Genomic DNA, 18,504 nt, shown 5'->3' on the forward strand with positions numbered 1-18,504 from the left:
GCCTTCACCGCCGCGAGGTGACCACCGCCAGCGTCGCGTAGGGCATCGTGACGGTGCCCCCACGCGTGTCGATGGCGGAGCCCACCGCGCGCAGGATCTCGGCGAGTTGGTCGGGCCGGAGGCGGGTGAAGGCGCCCTGTGTGGGAAGGACGTCCAGCCAGGCGTCCCGGGTGTACGTGAACTCCCAGTCGTACCGCCAGAGTTCGGGCTCGCCGAACGCGCCGTCCGCCGCCCGGATCGCGTCCGAGGCCCTGGCCAGGAAGACCTGGTAGCCGTCGACCATGGACCGCGTCAGGGCCGCCCGGAAGTCGAACGGCGCGTCGGGCATGACGCGTTCGGCGGCGTCGGCGACCGCTTCCGCGAGGTCGGGCGGGGTCTCGGCGACGTTCCAGAAGGGGACCAGCAGACCGCCCGGCCGCAGCGCCTGCGCCGCCTTGGCCGCGCCCGCGGCGAGGTCGATCCAGTGCCAGGCGGTTCCGGCGGCGACGACGTCGAAGCGCCGCTCCCCCGGCTCCCAGTCCTCGAACTTCGCGACGTCCGTGTCCGTACCGAGCCGTCGAGCCAACTCGGCCATACGTGCGTCGGGTTCGACGCCGTGGACCTTGCAGCCGGCCGCCTGGAACTGCCGGGCGGCGATGCCGGTGCCGCAGCCGACGTCGAGGAGGTCGGGTCCGGGGGCGGCCGCGACGATCCGCTGGATCAGGGCGTCGGGGTAGCGGGGGCGCGCCCGGTCGTAGCGCTCGGCGTCCGTGCCGAAGGACTCGGCGATGTCTCGGCGCTGGTGGGGCTCGTTCGGGGACTGGCTTGCGGGCTGACTCGCGGCGGCAGACGGCGAGGAGGACGCCGAGGACGGTAAAGTGGGCATGCGCCCACTATGGGTGGGCGCGCGCCCACTCGTCAATGGGCATGCGCCCACTCGTGCCGGGACAGGAGGCGGTATGCCGACAGGTGTGGCCATCCGCGACCCACGCCAACAGCTCTTCGACGCCGCCGAGCGCATCCTGCTGCGCGCCGGTCCGAGCGCCCTGACGAGCAGGGCGGTGACGACGGAGGCGGGCTGCGCGAAAGGGGTTCTGCACCGGCACTTCGCGGACTTCGACGCGTTCCTGGCGGAGCTGGTGCTGGACCGTATCCGCCGGCTGGCGGACCTGGACGGGGCCCTGCGTGAGGCCGCCGGGACGGGCACGGTCGTCGGCAACCTGACCGGCACGCTGACGGACCTGTTCGACGCGGTGGCGATCGCCGTCGTGGGCCTGGTCATCACCCGGGACGAACTCCGTGCCCGGCTGCGCGCGGCGGGTTCCAGCGGCATCCCGCTCATGACGGAGGCGTCGGCGATGCTCACGGGCTATCTCGCCGCCGAGCGCGACCTGGGCCGTATCGCGGTGGACGCGGACGTGGACATCCTCGCCGCCACCCTGCTGGGCGCCGCACACCTCCTGTTCGCCGACCGGGAGGCGGGGCCGCCGGACGCGGCGGCGGTGCGCAGAACGGTGGCGACCGTCGTCGCTGGGGCCGTGCGGTGACGGCTGCCCGCGGCATTGTCAGTGGCGGCCCCTACAGTCGATGACATGGCGACTCTTCCCAACCCCCTGCCACGTCTCGCGTCCCTCGGCCTCGACCTCCCGCCGGGCGCGCTGGTCGACGCCACGGACGACGGGCCGTGGCACGAGCCGTTGCTGTGGCTGGCCGACGGACAGGCGGCGCCCGGTGCCCGGGCCGCGCTCCAGCAGACGGCACCGGCCGCCGGGCTGCTCCCGTTGGTCCTTGATGTCGGTGCCGGTCACGGCGGGCCGGAGCAGTGGGAGTTGATGCCCGGCAAGACCTCCTATCCCGGGGATCACGACGCCGAGGAGGTGCTGGAGGAGCTCTGGGCCGAGTGCGCGGAGGACGGCGCCGACTGGCCCGGCCTGGCCGCCGCCCAACCCGTGGCCGCCGACGCGGACCCCGAGTCCGTCGCCTCCGCCGTCGTGGACTCCCTCCTCGACGGTGGGGGTCCCCTCAAGGAGCCCCGTCTCGCCCTCGTCCCGGCCCGCCGCAGCGCCGACATACCCGCGGCGATCGGCTGGACGGGTCCGGCGAACCACGAAGGCGACACCGCGCGGCTGTGCTCCGTACTCCGCTCCTGGGAGGAGCGCTTCGGCATACGCGTCGTGGCGCTCGGCTTCGACCAGCTGACGGTGTCCGTCGCCGCCCCGCCCACCACCCTCGCCGAGGCGGAGGCCGTCGCCGCCGAGCACTTCGCGTTCTGCCCTGACAACCTCCTGCAGGGCGCGGACACCACCCTGGCCGCGTATGCCGAGCATCAGCTGCTCAACCAGCCGGCCTGGCACTTCTGGTGGGACTGACGGTCCGCCGCATGCAGACGCCGCGGCCGGTCCGGTGGTGGGCGCACCGGTCTCGACCGCGGCGTAGGGGCTGTCTTCAGACGCCGAGGACGTGGTGAAGGAGGACAGCCACACCGGTGAGCAGAGCAGCGACGACCATTTGAGACCTCCGTGTACGAAATGTGATGTTTCTGCCGTTCTCGATAACGTCACATTCCCACCGGCGTTACGGGCCTGATCAAAACAGGGCAAGCCCCTCCCCCAGCCTCCTGAGCCCCTCCCGGATCTCTTCCGGCGTCTGCGTCACAAAGCACAGCCGCAGGGTGGCGCGGTCGGGCTCGCCGGCGTAGAAGGGTGCGCCGGGGACGTACGCCACGTCGTGCCGCACCACCTGCGGAAGCAGCGCGGTGGTGTCGTACGGCTCCGGGAGGCGGGCCCAGAGGAACATGCCGCCCTCTGGCCGGGTCCAGACCGAGCCGTCGGGAAGTGCCTCGGCCAGCCCTGCGAGCATGACGTCCCGCCGTTCGCGGTAGACGCCCGCGACCCGCGCCACATGCGCGTCCAGGTCACGGTCCGCCAAGTACCGTGCCGCCGCAAGCTGGTTGAGGGTCGGGGTGTGCAGGTCGGCGGCCTGCTTGGCGACGACACAGGCGCGCCGCAGCTCCCCGGGCGCCCGCAGCCAGCCGAGCCTGAGGCCCGGCGCCATGACCTTGGAGAAGGAGCCGAGCAGCACGGTCCGGTCCGCCGCCTCCTCGTACGAGGCGATCCACGGCACCCGCTCGCCCTCGAAGCGGAGTTCGCCGTAGGGGTCGTCCTCGACGATCCACAGCCCCCGGCGGGCGGCCACGGCTGCGACGGCCGCCCGGCGGTCGGCCGGCATGGTGCGGCCGGTCGGGTTCTGGAACGTCGGCACGGTGTACAGCAGCTTGGGCCGCTCCCGCACCACCAGTTCCTCCAGGGCCACGGGGTCGACGCCGTCGCCGTCTCCTGGCACGGCCACCACCCGCGCGCCCGCGAACGCGAAGACCTGAAGTGCCGCCAGATAACAGGGACTTTCGACGAGGACGGCGTCCCCGGGCTCCAGCAGCGCCGTGGCCAGCAGGGACAGCGCCTGCTGAGAGCCCGTGGTGACCAGGATGTCGTCGGCGTCCGTGGGCAGCCCGCGGGCCGCCGTCCGGGCGGCGAGTGCACCCCGCAGCGCCGGTTCGCCCTCCGTCGTGGAGTACTGCAGGGCCTGCGCGGACGCCCCGGCGAGCACCGATCCGAAGGCCTCCGCGACCCCCTGCGCGTCGAACAGCTCGGGCGCCGGCAGCCCGCCCGCGAAGTTGATCACCTCGGGGCGGGCGGTGACGGCAAGGATGTCCCGTACCGGCGAACCGCCGATCGACCGGGCCCGCGCGGCCGGCGGCGGGACGGGGGCAAAGGCGGGTGCGACGGTCATGGCACGGCTCCTTCGACTGCGGTGACGGCGGCTCGTGACCGCAGCCTAGGGATGTACGTGCTGTCTACAAGCAGGTTTCCGCGATACGGACGAACCGCTCCTCAGGCCTTCGGCCTGCCGCTCAGGCCTTGTTGCCGATCGCCGCGTACACGTTGATGTCGGCGTCCGTGACGTCGTTGATGTCGGCGTACCGCACCTTCTCGATGTCCTCGAGCACCGCCAGGCAGGAGGCGTCCGGCTGCTCGGGCACGGGAGCGGCGTGGTCGGCGCGCCAGTGATGCACCGGGACCACCCCCGGATCCGCCGGCTCCAGCGCGCTCTCCGCGAAGAAGCGCTCGACCTCCGCCCGGGAGCGCAGCACGAAGGGTTGCCGTTGCCCGCACCGTGGCCTCACAGGTCCCGGACTCCCGACGCGTCCCGTATCGAACCCATGGGACGTGACATCCCTGCAGGTCAGAGGCCATTCCCTGGCTTCGGCGTCCCGAATCGCCAGCAGACTGTGGCGCGCGCGGCCGATCACCGCTCAGGCTGGAATCCCCCAGCCCACCGCCCACGGAAGGCACGTACCACCATGCCCGCCCGAGCCCCTCGCACCCGTCTCCTCGCCGCCACCGCCCTGGTACTCGCCGCGTTCGCGCTGACGGGATGCAGGGACGGGGAGGGCCTTCAGGACGAGGGCCCGGCAAGGAACCACTCCCTGCACGCTCCCGCCGGGCACGCTCCCGCCGAACGGAACGCGAAGAGGCCGCCCGGTCGTGAACCGGGCGGCCTCGATGCTCAGAGGATCAGGCGTGGGCCACAGCCGCTTCCTTCGGGTTCGGGCCGTACTTGTTCTCGCCCGGCTGGCTGTCGGAGCAGCTGAAGACCAGCAGGGTGATACCGCCGACGATCGGGACGATCCCGAACAGCAGCCACCAGCCGGAGCGGCCGGTGTCGTGCAGACGGCGCACGCCGACGGCCAGGCTGGGCAGCAGGATCGCGACGTAGAAGACGATCGCGATGAACGGCGCCTTGATCGCGAGGCCGATGCCGAGCAGCACGGCGTAGATGATCGCCGTGAACAGCACGAACATCCAGTACTCCTTGCGGCGCGCGCGCCCGCTGAACACCGCGTACTTCTTCAGCGCCTCGATGAACCAGCTCACTTGTGTCCCCCAGGGATCGACGTTCGGACCATCCGGAACGGATCAGGCCAGGCGAGAAGGTAAAGACACTGACGAGAACTCGTCAATTCGGTGTGCACACCGCAACGGTTGAGCGCTTTTCGGACAGATCCACCGCAGATCCGCCCCGGACCCGCCGCTGATCACGGAGAACGGCGGGGAACCGCAGGACGGGAGGCGTCAGTTCACGGATCCGAGTTGCTTCCGTGTCCGAACCGAGTGCATACCGATGCTGGTCGGTGGCCGATTCGAGGCCTGACGTATCCCCATCCGTAGCCCGAATCAGCGCAACTTTTCCGCCACTTCGGTCGCCCAGTACGTGAGGATGTTCTGCGCGCCCGCCCGCTTGATGCCGGTCAGCGTCTCCAGGATCGCCCGGTCGCGGTCGATCCAGCCCTTCTCGGCGGCGGCCTCGATCATCGAGTACTCACCGGAGATCTGGTAGGCGGCGACCGGCACGTCCACCGCGTCCGCGACCCGCGCGAGGATGTCGAGGAACGGTCCCGCCGGCTTCACCATCACCATGTCGGCGCCCTCTTCGAGGTCGAGCGCCAACTCCCGCAGCGACTCACGCACATTGGCGGGATCCTGCTGGTAGGTCTTCCGGTCGCCCTTCAGGGAGGAGCCGACGGCCTCCCGGAACGGCCCGTAGAACGCGGAGGCGTACTTCACGGTGTAGGCGAGGATCGCGACGTCCTCCCGCCCGATCTGGTCGAGTGCGTCACGGATGACGCCGATCTGCCCGTCCATCATCCCGCTGGGGCCCACCACATGGGCGCCCGCATCGGCCTGGACCTGCGCCATCTCGGCGTACCGCTCGAGCGTGGCGTCGTTGTCGACGCGCCCTTCCGCGTCGAGCACCCCGCAGTGCCCGTGATCGGTCGTCTCGTCGAGACACAGATCGGACATCACAAGAAGATCGTCCCCGACCTCGGCCCGCACATCACGGATCGCGACCTGCAGAATCCCGTCCGGGTCGGTCCCCGGCGTCCCGAGGGCGTCCTTCTTCTCCTCCTCCGGCACGCCGAACAGCATGATCCCGGAGACCCCGGCGGCCACCGCCTCGGCGGCCGCCTTCTTCAGGCTGTCGCGCGTGTGCTGAACGACGCCGGGCATGGCGGAGATCGGCACGGGCTCGGAGACGCCCTCGCGCACGAACGCCGGAAGGATGAAGTCCGCCGGGTGCAGCCGGGTCTCGGCGACCATGCGCCGCATGACGGGGGTGGTCCGCAGCCGCCGCGGCCGCGTGCCGGGGAAGGATCCGTACTTCGTCATGCCGCCTACGCTACGCCCGGCCCACAGGCACCTTTGCCGACGGTATGTCGGGCCTGCGCAGCTGCTCGCCCCTCGCGATGCGCCCCGCACCCCCCGGGTCCATCCTGAAAACACAGCAAGGAGCAAGGACCGGGCCCCCGTCCCCTCACCGCGCACGCCTGTCTGCCTGCGCGAAGGAGGAGGACGAGATGACCGCCACACACCACACCCCGCATCAGGCCCCGGACCTGTTCGCCCTGTCCGAGATCCACGGCCCCGTCCTGCGCCCCGGCGATGACGCCTACGTGGCCGAGGTCACCGGCTTCAATCTGTCGGCCTTCCACCATCCTGACGTCGTGGTCGGAGCGGCAGACGTCGACGACATCGTGACGGCGATGCGCTGGGCCGCGGCCACCGGAACCCCGGTTGCGGTGCAGGCCACCGGCCACGGCGCGAACTTCCCGATCGACGGCGGCCTGCTCCTCAGCACCACCCGCCTGACCGACGTGACGATCGACCCGGCCGAACGCACCGCGACGGTCGCCGCCGGCGCGAGGTGGCGCCACGTCCTGGAGGCGGCCGCCCCGTACGGCCTCGCCCCGCTCAACGGGTCGTCCTCGGACGCGGGCGTCGTCGGCTACACCCTGGGCGGCGGTCTGCCCGTCCTCGGCCGGACCTACGGCTACGCGGCCGACCGGGTCCGCTCCGTCCAGGTCGTCACGCCGGACGCAACCCTGCGCACGGTGACCGCCGACACCGAACCGGACCTCTTCTGGGCCCTGCGGGGCGGCAAGGGCAACGTGGGTGTGGTCACCGAGCTGACCTTCGAACTGCTCCCGCTGCCCACGGTCCTCGGCGGCGGCATCTACTTCCCCGGCGAACACGCGGAGACGGTCCTGCGCACCTGGGCCGACTGGACGACCACGCTGCCCACCGAGATGTGCAGCGCGTACACGATCCTGCGCCTGCCGCCGATCCCGCAGATCCCAGAGCCCCTGCGCGGCGGCTTCTGGGCCCGCGTCGCCCTGGCCTGGACCGGCGACGCGAAGGAGGGCGAGAGCCTCCTGGCCCCCGTCCGCGCGGCCGCACCCGTCGTCATCGACACGGTGGAGGAAATGCCGTACGCCGCCATGGACCGCATCTACCTGGACCCGCACGACCCGCTCCCCGCCCGCGAGGCCTGCACCCTGCTCAGGGCGCTGCCCCCGGACGCCCAGACGGCCTTCCTGGCACATGCGGGCCCGGCCGTCCCGGACCTCCCGCTCCTGCTGATCGAACTGCGCCACATGGGCGGCGAACTCTCCCGCCCGGCCCCCGTCGAGGACGCCATCTGCGCCCGCGACGCCAGCTACCTCCTGGAAACGGTCGGCGTCCTGCCCGACCCCGACACCGCAGCCGCCGTGGAATCGGCCACAACGGCCCTCCACAACGCCATGTCCCCGCACAGCACCGGCCACACGATGGTCAACCTCCACGGCCGCCCGGGCGACGAGAAGGACCGGGCACGCGCCTGGACGGACGAGGTCTACACCCGCCTGAGCAAGACGAAGTCGACCTACGACCCGGACAACCTGCTCCGCTTCGGCCACACGGTGCTTCCCGCATCCGCGTAGCTGCATCCTGCCGGTGACGGCGATTCCAGCCCGTCGTGGGGGTCCCCCCGCTCGAGCCAAGCCGAGAGTGGGGGAGTCTGAGGACGAGGCCTCTCGGGCCGATGGGGGTCCGGGTGCGCAGCCCCCAGGGCCGCGCACCCCCACACACCTCAGGTCGTACGCCGCCGCCTGGCCCCCGGCCGCCGCTCACTGGGCCGCGTAACAGGATCCCCGGCGTCCAGGGCGGCAGCCCTACGCCGCAGCCCGAAGTCCGCAAGCGCCTCGGCCAACTTGTGCACGGACGGCTCCGGAGCCATCACATCCACCCGCAGCCCATGCTCCTCAGCGGTCTTGGCGGTGGCCGGACCGATACACGCGATCACGGTCACGTTGTGCGGCTTCCCGGCAATACCCACCAGGTTCCGCACGGTGGACGACGAGGTGAACAGCACCGCATCGAAGCCACCCCCCTTGATCGCCTCCCGCGTCTCCGCCGGCGGCGGCGAGGCCCGCACGGTCCGATAGGCCGTGACGTCGTCGACCTCCCACCCGAGCTCGATCAGCCCGGCGACAAGCGTCTCCGTGGCGATGTCCGCCCGCGGCAGGAACACCCGGTCGATCGGGTCGAACACCGGGTCGTACGGCGGCCAGTCCTCAAGCAGCCCCGCAGCCGACTGCTCCCCACTCGGCACCAGATCCGGCTTCACACCGAAAGCCACCAGCGCCTTCGCGGTCTGCTCCCCGACCGCAGCGACCTTGATGCCGGCAAAGGCCCGCGCATCCAGCCCGTACTCCTCGAACTTCTCCCGGACCGCCTTCACCGCGTTGACCGAGGTGAACGCGATCCACTCGTACCGCCCGGTGACGAGCCCCTTCACGGCCCGCTCCATCTGCTGGGGCGTCCGCGGCGGCTCGACCGCGATGGTCGGCACCTCGTGCGGTACGGCCCCGTAGGACCGCAGTTGGTCGGAGAGCGACGCCGCCTGCTCCTTCGTACGCGGCACGAGCACCTTCCAGCCGAACAGCGGCTTGGACTCGAACCACGACAGCCGGTCGCGCTGGGCGGCGGCGGAACGCTCACCGACCACGGCTATCACCGGGCGCCCGCCCTCGGGCGAGGGCAGCACCTTGGCCTGCTTCAGCGTCTGGGCGACGGTCCCCAGCGTCGCGGTCCAGGTCCGCTGGCGCGTGGTCGTGCCGGCCACCGTCACGGTGATGGGCGTGTCCGGCTTACGGCCGGCCGACACCAGTTCGCCCGCGGTCGCACCCACGGAGTCGAGGGTCGTCGACACGACCACCGTCCCGTCGGAGACACCCACCTCCGTCCAGCACCGGTCCGAGGCGGTACGGGCGTCCACGAACCGCACGTCCGCACCCTGGGCGTCGCGCAGCGGAACACCTGCGTACGCGGGCACGCCGACGGCCGCGGCGACCCCGGGCACGACCTCGAAAGGCACGCCCGCGGCGGCGCAGGCAAGCATCTCCTCGGCGGCGTACGCGTCGAGTCCGGGGTCACCGGACACCGCACGGACGACCCGCCTGCCGCCCCGCAGGGCCTCCATGACAAGATGTGCGGCATCCCGTACCGCGGGGACCCCAGCGGTTGTTGACGAGCCGTCAACAACCGCGAGCTGAGGTGTGCCCGTGCCCGGAAGCGGGTCCGACGAAGGACCCCCGTCCGTGTGCACTTCGGCGACACCTTGTCTGGCGTGCTGACGTACCACGTCGAGCACGTCGTGCTCGGCGACGAGGACGTCCGCGTTCGCCAGCGCCTCCACGGCGCGCAGAGTCAGCAGTCCCGGATCCCCGGGTCCGGCACCGAGGAAGGTGACGTGCCCGTGTTCAAGGCCGGCGGGAAGGGTGGTGGGGCTCAATGTGCTCGCTCCCCCATCAGACCGGCCGCGCCCTGGGCAAGCATCTCGGCAGCGAGTTCACGGCCGAGCGCCATTGCTTGGTCGTACGTCTCGGGCACGGGACCGGTGGTGGACAGCTGCACCGTACGGGAGCCGTCGGTGGTACCGACGACGCCCCGCAGGCGCATTTCCTTGACAATCTGCCCGTCGGCCAGCAGGTCGGCCAGCGCGCCCACAGGGGCGGAGCAGCCGGCCTCCAGGGCGGCGAGCAGTGACCGCTCGGCAGTCACGGCGACCCGTGTGAACGGGTCGTCGAGCTCACCGAGCGAGGCGACGAGGTCCGCGTTGTCCGCGGCGCATTCGATCGCCAGTGCCCCCTGGCCGGGGGCGGGCAAAACGGTGTCGACCGACAGAAAGTCGGTCACTTCATCGCTACGGCCTATCCGGTTGAGCCCGGCGGCGGCGAGGACGACGGCGTCCAGCTCACCGTCCCGCACGTACCTGATCCGGGTATCCACGTTCCCCCGTATCGGGACCGTCTCGATGTCCAGCCCGTGGCTGCGCGCGTACGCGTTCAGCTGCGCCGTGCGACGCGGTGAACCCGTACCGATGCGCGCCCCGCGCGGCAGGTCTGTGAACTTCAGCGCGTCCCGGGCGACGATCACGTCGCGCGGGTCCTCGCGCAGCGGGACGGCGGCGAGCGCCAGCTCCTCGGGCTGCGCGGTGGGCAGGTCCTTGAGCGAATGAACCGCGAAGTCGACCTCACCCCGCAGCAGCGCGTCGCGCAGCGCCGTGACGAACACACCCGTGCCGCCGATCTGCGCGAGGTGCTCACGGGAGGTGTCGCCGTACGTGGTGATCTCGACGAGCTCGACGGGCCGTCCGGTCACCTGGCTCACGGCGTCCGCCACCTGCCCGGACTGGGCCATGGCGAGTCTGCTTCGCCTCGTCCCCAGTCTCAATGCCTTGCTACTCATGCCGGCCCTCGGTTCTTGCTGTTCTCAGATTCATCGTCGGCGCCCTCGGCCCGGGAGACGGCGGCCACCGCTTCCTGGTCGAGGTCGAACAGGGTCCTCAGGGCATCCGCGTACCCTGCTCCGCCCGGTTCGGCCGCGAGCTGCTTGACTCGTACGGTCGGCGCGTGCAGCAGCTTGTCGACGACGCGCTTGACGGTCTGTGTGATCTCGCTGCGGTGCTTGTCGTCGAGCGCGGGCAGCCGCCCCTCGAGCCGCGCGATCTCACTGGCGACCACATCGGCGGCCATGGTGCGCAGGGCCACGACGGTGGGTGTGATGTGCGCGGCCCTGAGCGCCGCCCCGAAGGCCGCGACCTCGTCCGCGACGATACGACGGACCTGGTCGACGTCGGCGGCCATCGGAGCGTCCGCGGAGGCCTCGGCGAGCGATTCGATGTCGACGAGCCGCACCCCGGCCAGCCGGTGCACGGCCGCGTCGATGTCGCGGGGCATCGCCAGGTCGAGAAGGAACAGCACGGGCGCGGGACGCGGAGCCTCGACGACCGGCTCGGCCTTACGGCGCTCGGGGATGCGGCCGACGGTGCCGGCGAGGGCGGCCAGGGCTGCGATGGCCCCGGCATCCTGCGCGGGGTCGAGCACGGTGCCCGCCGCGGGGCCGGAGGTCTGCGGCCGCGGCGCGTTGTCCACCCAGGCGGCGTGCTGCTCGAGATCGGCCGCCGCCATCCCGGCAACAGCCCCCTCACCGAGCACGGAGAAACCGGCGGTGGCCTGCATCGGGGGCAGATCGAGCGGACAGTTCTCGTCACCCGCGGAGCCTGCGGGCAGTCGTGCCGCTGGGGCGGCTCCCGACCCACGAAGAGGCGGCACGCCGCCACCGCCGGGCTGCGCACCCGCGCCGCGGCCCGCACCAACGTCCGGCACCCGCTCGCCAACAGCCGCAGCAACCGCCTCGGCCGTCAGCACAAGCCCAGTCGCCCCGGTACAGGACACCACAACATCGGCACGTGTCAGCTCGCCCGGCACCGAACCCATCGGTACCGCGCGGGCCACCACGTCCGTGTCGTCGCCCTCGGCCAGGATCTGGGCGAGCCGCTCGGCCCGCTCATCCGTACGGTTGGCGATCACGATCTCGGCAACCCCGGCCCGCGCCAGCGTGGCTGCGGCCAGCGAGGACATCGACCCGGCCCCGATGACCAGCGCCTTCTTCCCACTGGCCCACCCCTGGACATCCGCCCCGGAGGCCAGCTGCTCCAGCCCGAAGGTGACCAGCGACTGCCCGGCCCGGTCGATCCCGGTCTCGGAGTGGGCACGCTTGCCGACCCGCAGCGCCTGCTGGAACAGATCGTTCAGCAGCCGCCCGGCGCTGTGCAGATCCTGCGCCTTGGCGAGCGAGTCCTTGATCTGCCCGAGGATCTGCCCTTCCCCCACGACCATGGAGTCGAGCCCACAAGCGACCGAGAACAGATGGTGAACGGCCCGATCCTCGTAATGCACGTACAAATAGGGCGTGAGCTCGTCCAGCCCCACCCCGCTGTGCTGCGCGAGCAGCGTGGACAGCTCGGCGACACCGGCGTGGAACTTGTCGACGTCGGCGTACAGCTCGATGCGGTTGCAGGTGGCGAGGACCGCGGCCTCGGTGGCGGGCTCCGCGGCGACCGTGTCCTGCACCAGCTTGACCTGGGCGTCCGCGCTCAGCGCGGCCCGCTCCAGGACGCTGACCGGGGCGCTGCGGTGACTCAGCCCGACGACGAGGAGACTCATGCCGGCATCACGGCGGGTACGTCCCCGTCGGGCCCCTGCTCGGCGGACTCCTGGCGGGCGGCGGCGACGGGCCCCGAGCCGTCAGGCCCGGCGGCCTCGGCCTCTTCCCCGGCCTTGCGCTGCTCGTGGAAGGCGAGGATCTGCAGCTCGATCGAGAGATCCACCTTGCGCACGTCGACGCCGTCCGGGACGGACAGCACGGTCGGCGCGAAGTTCAGAATGGAGGTGACACCGGCGGCGACGAGCCGGTCGCAGACCTGCTGCGCGGCACCGGCGGGAGTGGCGATGACGCCAATGCTCACCCCGTTGTCCTCGATGATCTTTTCCAGTTCATCGGTGTGCTGCACGGGAATCCCCGCGACGGGCTTCCCCGCCATCGCCGGATCGGCGTCTATGAGAGCCGCGACCCGGAACCCACGGGAGGCGAACCCTCCGTAATTGGCCAGAGCGGCACCGAGGTTACCGATACCGACGATCACAACCGGCCAGTCCTGGGTGAGCCCCAGCTCACGCGAGATCTGGTAGACGAGATACTCGACGTCGTAGCCGACACCGCGCGTCCCGTACGAACCCAGATACGAGAAGTCCTTGCGCAGCTTGGCGGAGTTGACCCCCGCGGCAGCCGCCAGTTCCTCGGACGAGACCGTGGGTACCGAGCGCTCCGACAGTGCGGTCAGGGCGCGGAGGTACAGCGGAAGCCTGGCGACGGTGGCCTCGGGAATCCCTCGGCTACGGGTCGCCGGTCGGTGAGTTCGGCCAGTTGCCACGGTGCTCCTGCGGGTAGAGCGGGGCTGCAGGCGGTCACACGTACCCAGACCGCCCCGTCGACAGCAGGCTATGTCTTTGTGAACGCGTGCACAAAGATGGTGTCCGATTTGCCCGGCCAACGTGACCGGGGTCACGCGCCCCCGGCGCACTGATGCAGAACCGGCGCACGAGCACCACCGACCCTCTATCTCTGGGGGCAAAACCGCACACTCTCCTCTTACGATCCCCGCCCCCGAGACCAGTCGCCGTCGATCCTAAGCGAGGTTCCGGACGACTTGGACTACTCAGTCAGTGCCTTGCGCAACCGCTGCTCGTCCACGCGCCAGAAGGTGTGCTGCCGACCGTCGACGAGAACCACGGGAATCTGCTCCCAATACTGGTCGTGAAGCTGCTGGTCCAGGGAGATGTCCTTCGCCTCCCACTCCACCCCCACCTCCGCGCACACCTTCTCCACCACAAGCTGTGCGTCATCACACAGATGACACCCGGCCTTACGAATGAGAGTGACGCTCCGGCCCTGGACGTCCTGGGCCTTACGTCGGAAGAGGGGACTCATGTCAGCCATTCTCGCGCGAGCGCGCGGCGGCGGCACACCCGCGAAAAAGCCAAGGACCGGGTGGATCGGATCAGTTCTTTAACGACATGGTCGCGGAGAGTTCACAGCGTTCAAACCTCTGGCGTCTGGAGGCACCGAACAAACTGGCTATGCTCACGGGCATGGCCGCTCTCGGATGGCTCACTCCCCGTAGGCGCTCCGCCACGGCGCGGAGCGTGTTGGCAGGCGAGGCCTCGGCGGAGGCAGCGCGCAAGTCCTCGCAGGACGTCCCCCCGGAGGAACCGGAGTTCCCGGTGCTCGGCGACGACAAGGCAGCAGCCTTCTTCGACCTCGACAACACCGTGATGCAAGGTGCTGCCCTCTTCCACTTCGGGCGGGGCCTCTACAAGCGCAAGTTCTTCGAGACCCGCGACCTCGCCAAGTTCGCATGGCAGCAGGCGTGGTTCCGGCTGGCCGGCGTCGAGGACCCGGAACACATGCAGGAGGCCCGCGACTCGGCCCTCTCCATCGTGAAGGGCCACCGCGTCGCGGAACTCCAGTCCATCGGCGAGGAGATCTACGACGAGTACATGGCCGAGCGCATCTGGCCGGGCACCCGCGCACTCGCCCAGGCCCACCTGGACGCGGGCCAGAAGGTGTGGCTCGTCACAGCGGCCCCGGTCGAAATCGCCACGGTGATCGCCCGCCGCCTCGGCCTCACCGGCGCCCTGGGCACGGTGGCCGAGTCCGTCGACGGCGTCTACACCGGCAAACTGGTCGGCGAACCCCTCCACGGCCCGGCAAAGGCGGAAGCAGTCCGCGCCCTCGCCTCCGCCGAAGGCCTCGACCTCTCCCGCTGCGCCGCGTACAGCGACTCCCACAACGACATCCCCATGCTGTCCCTGGTGGGCCACCCCTACGCCATCAACCCGGACACCAAGCTCCGCAAACACGCCCGCAACCTGGACTGGCGCCTACGCGACTACCGCACCGGCCGCAAGGCAGCCAAGGTGGGCATCCCCGCAGCAGCAGGCGTAGGAGCAGTAGCAGGCGGCACAGCAGCAGCAATCGCCCTCCACAGACGCCGCCGCTGACCCGGCCACCCCGCCCGGAGACCAAACCCCCCACGCCCTGCGAGCCACCCCGAGGACAACCACGAGCGCCGGCAGCAAACCCCTGCGCCGCAGGCCGGCCCAAGGGAATCGGCAAACACCACTACGCCACAAGCCAGTCCGCAGGCCAACACGAGCGAACGCCATGCCAGTCCGCAGGCCAGCACTGGTGGACGCCATGCCAGTCCGCAGGCCAACGGGTGGACGTCATCATGCGCCGCATGACGGGGGTAGTCCGCAGCCGCCGCGGCCGCGTGCCAGCCAGCCCCGTGAGCCGCACGCCGGCCCACGAGCAAAGAGCGACGCGCGCGAGCCACTCCGGCAGCAAATAACCCTGCTTACAAGCAAGTCAGGGCCCACAAGGACCCGCTGCAAGCCGGCCCGGCCCAAACGCCGCGGCACTGCGCCCCACCGAACGCGTAATCCCACCCCTCCGGCGCTCGACGCGGAACCGACACCTCCAGCCGCCATTCCCCAACCATGCGCGGAGGCCTAGCCTCTGGGCCGCGTCGGCTGTTGGCCCCTCCCTCTGGTCCCGGGTACGCATCGACCAGCCCGCCCGGCCCTCAGCCGACGCAGCCGCAGATCCCCACCCGCGGGGCCCTATGGGCCCGCCCGGCGTTTGAGGACGAGGCCGTTCAGGCCGACCGGTGTCCGGGACAGAGCCCCGCGAAGGGGCCAGGGCAGCAGTGGCACGGGGCCGGGGGCTGGCTCCCGAAGTAGGGCGCAGGGGCAGGAGTTCCGAGGGCGCGGGGGACGTAGTCCCTGCCAGGTTTCAGGGGCAGAGCCCCGAGGGGTACAAGGGACGCAGTCCCCGCCAGGGCTCAACGGCAAAGCCCCGAAGGGCCCCAGGGATGCAGTCCCCGCCGGGTTTCAGGGGCAGAGCCCCGAGGGGCGCGGGGGACGCAGTCCCCGCCGGGGCCCAGGGGCTCCGCTCCCGGCGGGGTCGAAGGGGCGGAGCCCCTGGGGACGGGACGGGTAGGGGCGGCGGGGGCGAGAAAACATCAACACCCGCACCACTCCTGATCACACCGCAACCAACCCCGCCCCGAACACGCCAATCCCCACGACCTACCCCCACACCCCCTGTCCAGTCCCATTGGCTGCACACGGCCACAACACGCCCCGTTCCCACTCGAAACCCGACCCGTTCCGATCAACAACCGGTCACGCTACGGCACTTGATAGGCCGCCAATCGGTTACAGAAGCGACGTAATCGATGATTTGAGCAACTGGGTGTAGCAGCGCCTGCACGAAGCGTTATTCTCCTCAGACGCAAACCGGTACCCCTCCGTCGCTACGACGGGTGAAAGGTCCCGCACTGCACGTGATGGAAGCTCTGCCTCTGGGAGTCCCGTGTACCCACACGTCGGGGTTGACGCCTCGGGCCTGGCTACGCTGCGCGCAACGGTCCAAGACCTGTTGCGCGGCTTCGTCCCCACCGCGTACGCCGTCCCCGCCCTTGCCGTAGCCAGCACCCCCGTCGGCCCGTGCTACGCCCTCGCCGACGGCAGCACCGCCGCCGTCGGCAGACGCAGCCGAGCCGCCGGCGCCACCACCACCCGCCGCCCGGCCGCGGACAGCGACAGCGCCCGGATGATGGATCTCGTCGAACGCGCCCAGGCCGGCGAGGCCGACGCCTTCGGCCGCCTCTACGACCAGTACAGCGACACCGTGTACCGGTACATCTACTACCGCGTCGGCGGCAAAGCCACCGCCGAGGACCTCACCAGTGAGACGTTCCTGCGCGCACTGCGCCGCATCGGCACCTTCACCTGGCAGGGCCGCGACTTCGGCGCCTGGCTCGTCACCATCGCCCGCAACCTCGTGGCCGACCACTTCAAGTCGAGCCGCTTCCGCCTCGAGGTGACGACCGGCGAGATGCTCGACGCCAACGAGGTCGAGCGCTCCCCCGAGGACTCCGTCCTGGAGTCCCTCTCCAACGCCGCCCTACTCGACGCCGTACGGCGCCTCAACCCCCAGCAGCAGGAGTGCGTGACGCTCCGCTTCCTCCAGGGCCTCTCCGTCGCCGAGACCGCACGCGTGATGGGCAAGAACGAGGGCGCCATCAAGACCCTTCAGTACCGCGCCGTACGCACCCTGGCCCGCCTCCTCCCGGACGACGCCCGCTGACACGACGCACGGAAACGGAACACGGACCACGGACCACGGACCACCCGGTCCCGCGATCCCCGCGGACCGCACGGAATGCACCCGGCACCCACACCGGCCCTGACAGAACACTTCGGTATACGCTCAGTGATTCCCAACTAGCTGTCAGTGAAAGTCCGTTGACTTCCCGATCCGATCATCCGTCGTCCGTAACCCAAGTGCCGAGACACTCGTTGTGCGGGATGCAGGCTCCCTGTGGTCACTCCCTGGCCGTCTCCGATCACTCGATCGTGTGGATGTGGTCAGAGCGTGCAACCCTCAGGACCCCCTGGGGAGTCGACCGTCATCACGAGAGGAGGTGCCGCCAGTGATCGCGAACGTATCGGCACACCGGCGGGCGAACGCCTTCGCCCAGGCCCTGGAGGAGCAGCCGGACCAGGGCACGGCGGCCGAGCAGTCCGAAGGACCGGCCACGGCCCCGGCTGCTGCGGAACAGACCGAGCAGGGCCGTCTGTTGGCCCTCGCGGAGTGTCTCGGCGAGCTGCCCAGACCGGAGCTGGACCCCGAGGTAAAGGTCGTCCAACGAGCACAACTGGTGGCCGCGTTCGAGGCCATGGTGCAGGAGGGCGTCGGCGGCGAGGCGGCGGACGCTGCGCTACCCGAGCAGCGCTCCCGTGGAGCGCACCGGGCGAGCCCACTGGGCAAACTGCGACCGCGGTCGCGGCTGACCAAGGGCCTGGCCGCGGGCGGGCTCAGCGTCGGCGTCGCGGCGGGCGCCTTCGGCGGGGTCGCAGCCGCCAGCTCGGACGCCCTGCCCGGCGATTCGCTCTACGGGCTCAAACGCGGAATCGAGGACTTCAAGCTCAACTACCTGTCCGACGGGGACGACGAGCGCGGAGTGGCCTACCTCGATCAGGCCTCCACCCGGCTGGCCGAGGCGCGTCGTCTGATGGAGCGCGGCCGCGGCGGCCGCCACCTCGATCACGAGTCCGTCGGCGAGATCCGCCGCACGCTGTCGGGCATGACGCGCGACGCGTCCGAGGGCCACCGGCTGCTGCACGAGGCGTATGAGCGGGACCCCGGGTCCCTCGGCCCCATCCAGGCCCTGTCCGCCTTCTCACGCGCGCACCGCGAGGTCTGGGGCGCTCTCCGTCAGAAGCTCCCGGTGCAGCTCGGAGACGTCAGTAGCCAGGTCTCGTCGGTGTTCGCCGCCATAGACGAAGAGGTGGCCCCGCTGCAGTCTTTGCTGCCCCCGTCCGCGGCCCACGGCGGAGGCAACGGCAAGCGCCACGGCTCGGGAGCGGCGTCCAAGGGCACACCCGGCTCCGGCCGGGGATCGGCGGCATCCGGCAGCGGCAGCGGCTCCTCCAAGAACAGCCACTCCAGCAGCCCCAGCCAGTCGGCCGGCTCCACCGGCGAGGGCCTGCTCGGAGGCAGCACCGGCGGCCTGCTCGACCCGCCCAAGGACAGCGGCAGCGCCTCCCCGTCGTCCACCAAGTCCCCGTCCACCGAACCGGACGTGACGATCCCGCCCCTACTCCCGGGCCTGCTCCCCGGCCTAGGCATCGAAAGCGGCGAAACAAACCAGTAGCCCGTACGGCAACGGGGG

At 70.8% G+C, this 18,504-nt stretch carries 15 protein-coding genes and 1 pseudogene; 6 read left to right on the forward strand and 10 right to left on the reverse strand.

Going from position 1 to position 18,504, the window contains the following annotated elements; translation table 11 throughout:
* Positions 1-4 precede the first annotated feature (4 nt).
* Positions 5-865, reverse strand: coding sequence for a class I SAM-dependent methyltransferase (locus IH68_RS0139355; RefSeq protein WP_078912810.1), 861 nt, complete (start codon positions 863-865; stop codon positions 5-7).
* Positions 866-938: 73 nt separating this feature from the next.
* On the opposite strand from IH68_RS0139355, the gene IH68_RS0139360 reads away from it, so the two are divergent.
* Both IH68_RS0139360 and IH68_RS0139365 read left to right on the forward strand, forming a co-directional pair.
* On the forward strand, positions 939-1,526 hold the full coding sequence (locus IH68_RS0139360; RefSeq protein WP_030945586.1) for a TetR/AcrR family transcriptional regulator: 588 nt from the start codon (positions 939-941) through the stop codon (positions 1,524-1,526).
* A 45-nt stretch (positions 1,527-1,571) separates the two neighbouring features.
* The gene (locus IH68_RS0139365) at positions 1,572-2,348 is read left to right on the forward strand and encodes a DUF4253 domain-containing protein (protein WP_030945588.1); all 777 of its coding nucleotides are present in this window, start codon (positions 1,572-1,574) and stop codon (positions 2,346-2,348) included.
* Positions 2,349-2,565: 217 nt separating this feature from the next.
* Here IH68_RS0139365 and IH68_RS0139370 read toward each other — a convergent pair whose 3' ends face one another.
* From IH68_RS0139370 to hemB, 4 genes and pseudogenes are all read right to left on the reverse strand, one after another.
* On the reverse strand, positions 2,566-3,768 hold the full coding sequence (locus IH68_RS0139370) for a PLP-dependent aminotransferase family protein (RefSeq protein ID WP_030945591.1): 1,203 nt from the start codon (positions 3,766-3,768) through the stop codon (positions 2,566-2,568).
* Between the two features lie 121 nt (positions 3,769-3,889).
* Positions 3,890-4,132: pseudogene (locus IH68_RS55765) on the reverse strand (SAM-dependent methyltransferase); the annotation flags it as partial.
* A 421-nt stretch (positions 4,133-4,553) separates the two neighbouring features.
* On the reverse strand, positions 4,554-4,913 hold the full coding sequence (locus tag IH68_RS0139380; protein ID WP_030945595.1) for a DUF805 domain-containing protein: 360 nt from the start codon (positions 4,911-4,913) through the stop codon (positions 4,554-4,556).
* Between the two features lie 300 nt (positions 4,914-5,213).
* Entirely contained in the window at positions 5,214-6,206 is a 993-nt protein-coding gene (hemB, locus tag IH68_RS0139385; protein ID WP_030945597.1) for a porphobilinogen synthase, read from the reverse strand.
* 188 nt (positions 6,207-6,394) lie between these two features.
* Between hemB and IH68_RS0139390 the strand changes: the two genes are divergently transcribed.
* Positions 6,395-7,798 carry an FAD-binding oxidoreductase gene (locus tag IH68_RS0139390; protein ID WP_037886004.1) on the forward strand — a complete coding sequence of 468 codons (1,404 nt, stop codon included), beginning with the start codon at positions 6,395-6,397 and terminating at the stop codon, positions 7,796-7,798.
* 149 nt (positions 7,799-7,947) lie between these two features.
* Here IH68_RS0139390 and IH68_RS0139395 read toward each other — a convergent pair whose 3' ends face one another.
* From IH68_RS0139395 to IH68_RS0139415, 5 genes are all read right to left on the reverse strand, one after another.
* A complete protein-coding gene (locus IH68_RS0139395; protein WP_030945603.1) occupies positions 7,948-9,651 on the reverse strand; it encodes a uroporphyrinogen-III synthase in 1,704 nt (567 codons plus the stop codon).
* The gene (gene hemC, locus IH68_RS0139400; RefSeq protein ID WP_030945606.1) at positions 9,648-10,607 is read right to left on the reverse strand and encodes a hydroxymethylbilane synthase; all 960 of its coding nucleotides are present in this window, start codon (positions 10,605-10,607) and stop codon (positions 9,648-9,650) included. Before hemC ends, IH68_RS0139395 begins: the two co-directional genes overlap by 4 nt.
* Positions 10,604-12,367: a glutamyl-tRNA reductase gene (locus IH68_RS0139405; RefSeq protein ID WP_030945609.1), complete on the reverse strand. Its 1,764-nt coding sequence runs from the start codon at positions 12,365-12,367 to the stop codon at positions 10,604-10,606. The genes hemC and IH68_RS0139405 overlap by 4 nt, the downstream gene beginning before the upstream one ends.
* A complete protein-coding gene (locus tag IH68_RS0139410; protein WP_030945612.1) occupies positions 12,364-13,134 on the reverse strand; it encodes a redox-sensing transcriptional repressor Rex in 771 nt (256 codons plus the stop codon). Before IH68_RS0139410 ends, IH68_RS0139405 begins: the two co-directional genes overlap by 4 nt.
* Positions 13,135-13,415: 281 nt before the next feature.
* Positions 13,416-13,691, reverse strand: a complete 276-nt coding sequence (locus tag IH68_RS0139415; protein ID WP_037886024.1) for a glutaredoxin family protein — start codon at positions 13,689-13,691, stop codon at positions 13,416-13,418.
* Positions 13,692-13,852: 161 nt separating this feature from the next.
* On the opposite strand from IH68_RS0139415, the gene IH68_RS0139420 reads away from it, so the two are divergent.
* From IH68_RS0139420 to IH68_RS0139430, 3 genes are all read left to right on the forward strand, one after another.
* Positions 13,853-14,764, forward strand: a complete 912-nt coding sequence (locus tag IH68_RS0139420) for an HAD family hydrolase (RefSeq protein ID WP_078912819.1) — start codon at positions 13,853-13,855, stop codon at positions 14,762-14,764.
* A gap of 1,375 nt (positions 14,765-16,139) precedes the next feature.
* Positions 16,140-16,916, forward strand: a complete 777-nt coding sequence (locus tag IH68_RS0139425) for an ECF subfamily RNA polymerase sigma factor, BldN family (RefSeq protein ID WP_030945620.1) — start codon at positions 16,140-16,142, stop codon at positions 16,914-16,916.
* Positions 16,917-17,262: 346 nt separating this feature from the next.
* Positions 17,263-18,486: a DUF5667 domain-containing protein gene (locus IH68_RS0139430; protein WP_030945624.1), complete on the forward strand. Its 1,224-nt coding sequence runs from the start codon at positions 17,263-17,265 to the stop codon at positions 18,484-18,486.
* Positions 18,487-18,504: the final 18 nt, after the last annotated feature.

The organism is Streptomyces sp. NRRL S-646 (genome assembly GCF_000720765.1).
Classification (GTDB): domain Bacteria; phylum Actinomycetota; class Actinomycetes; order Streptomycetales; family Streptomycetaceae; genus Streptomyces.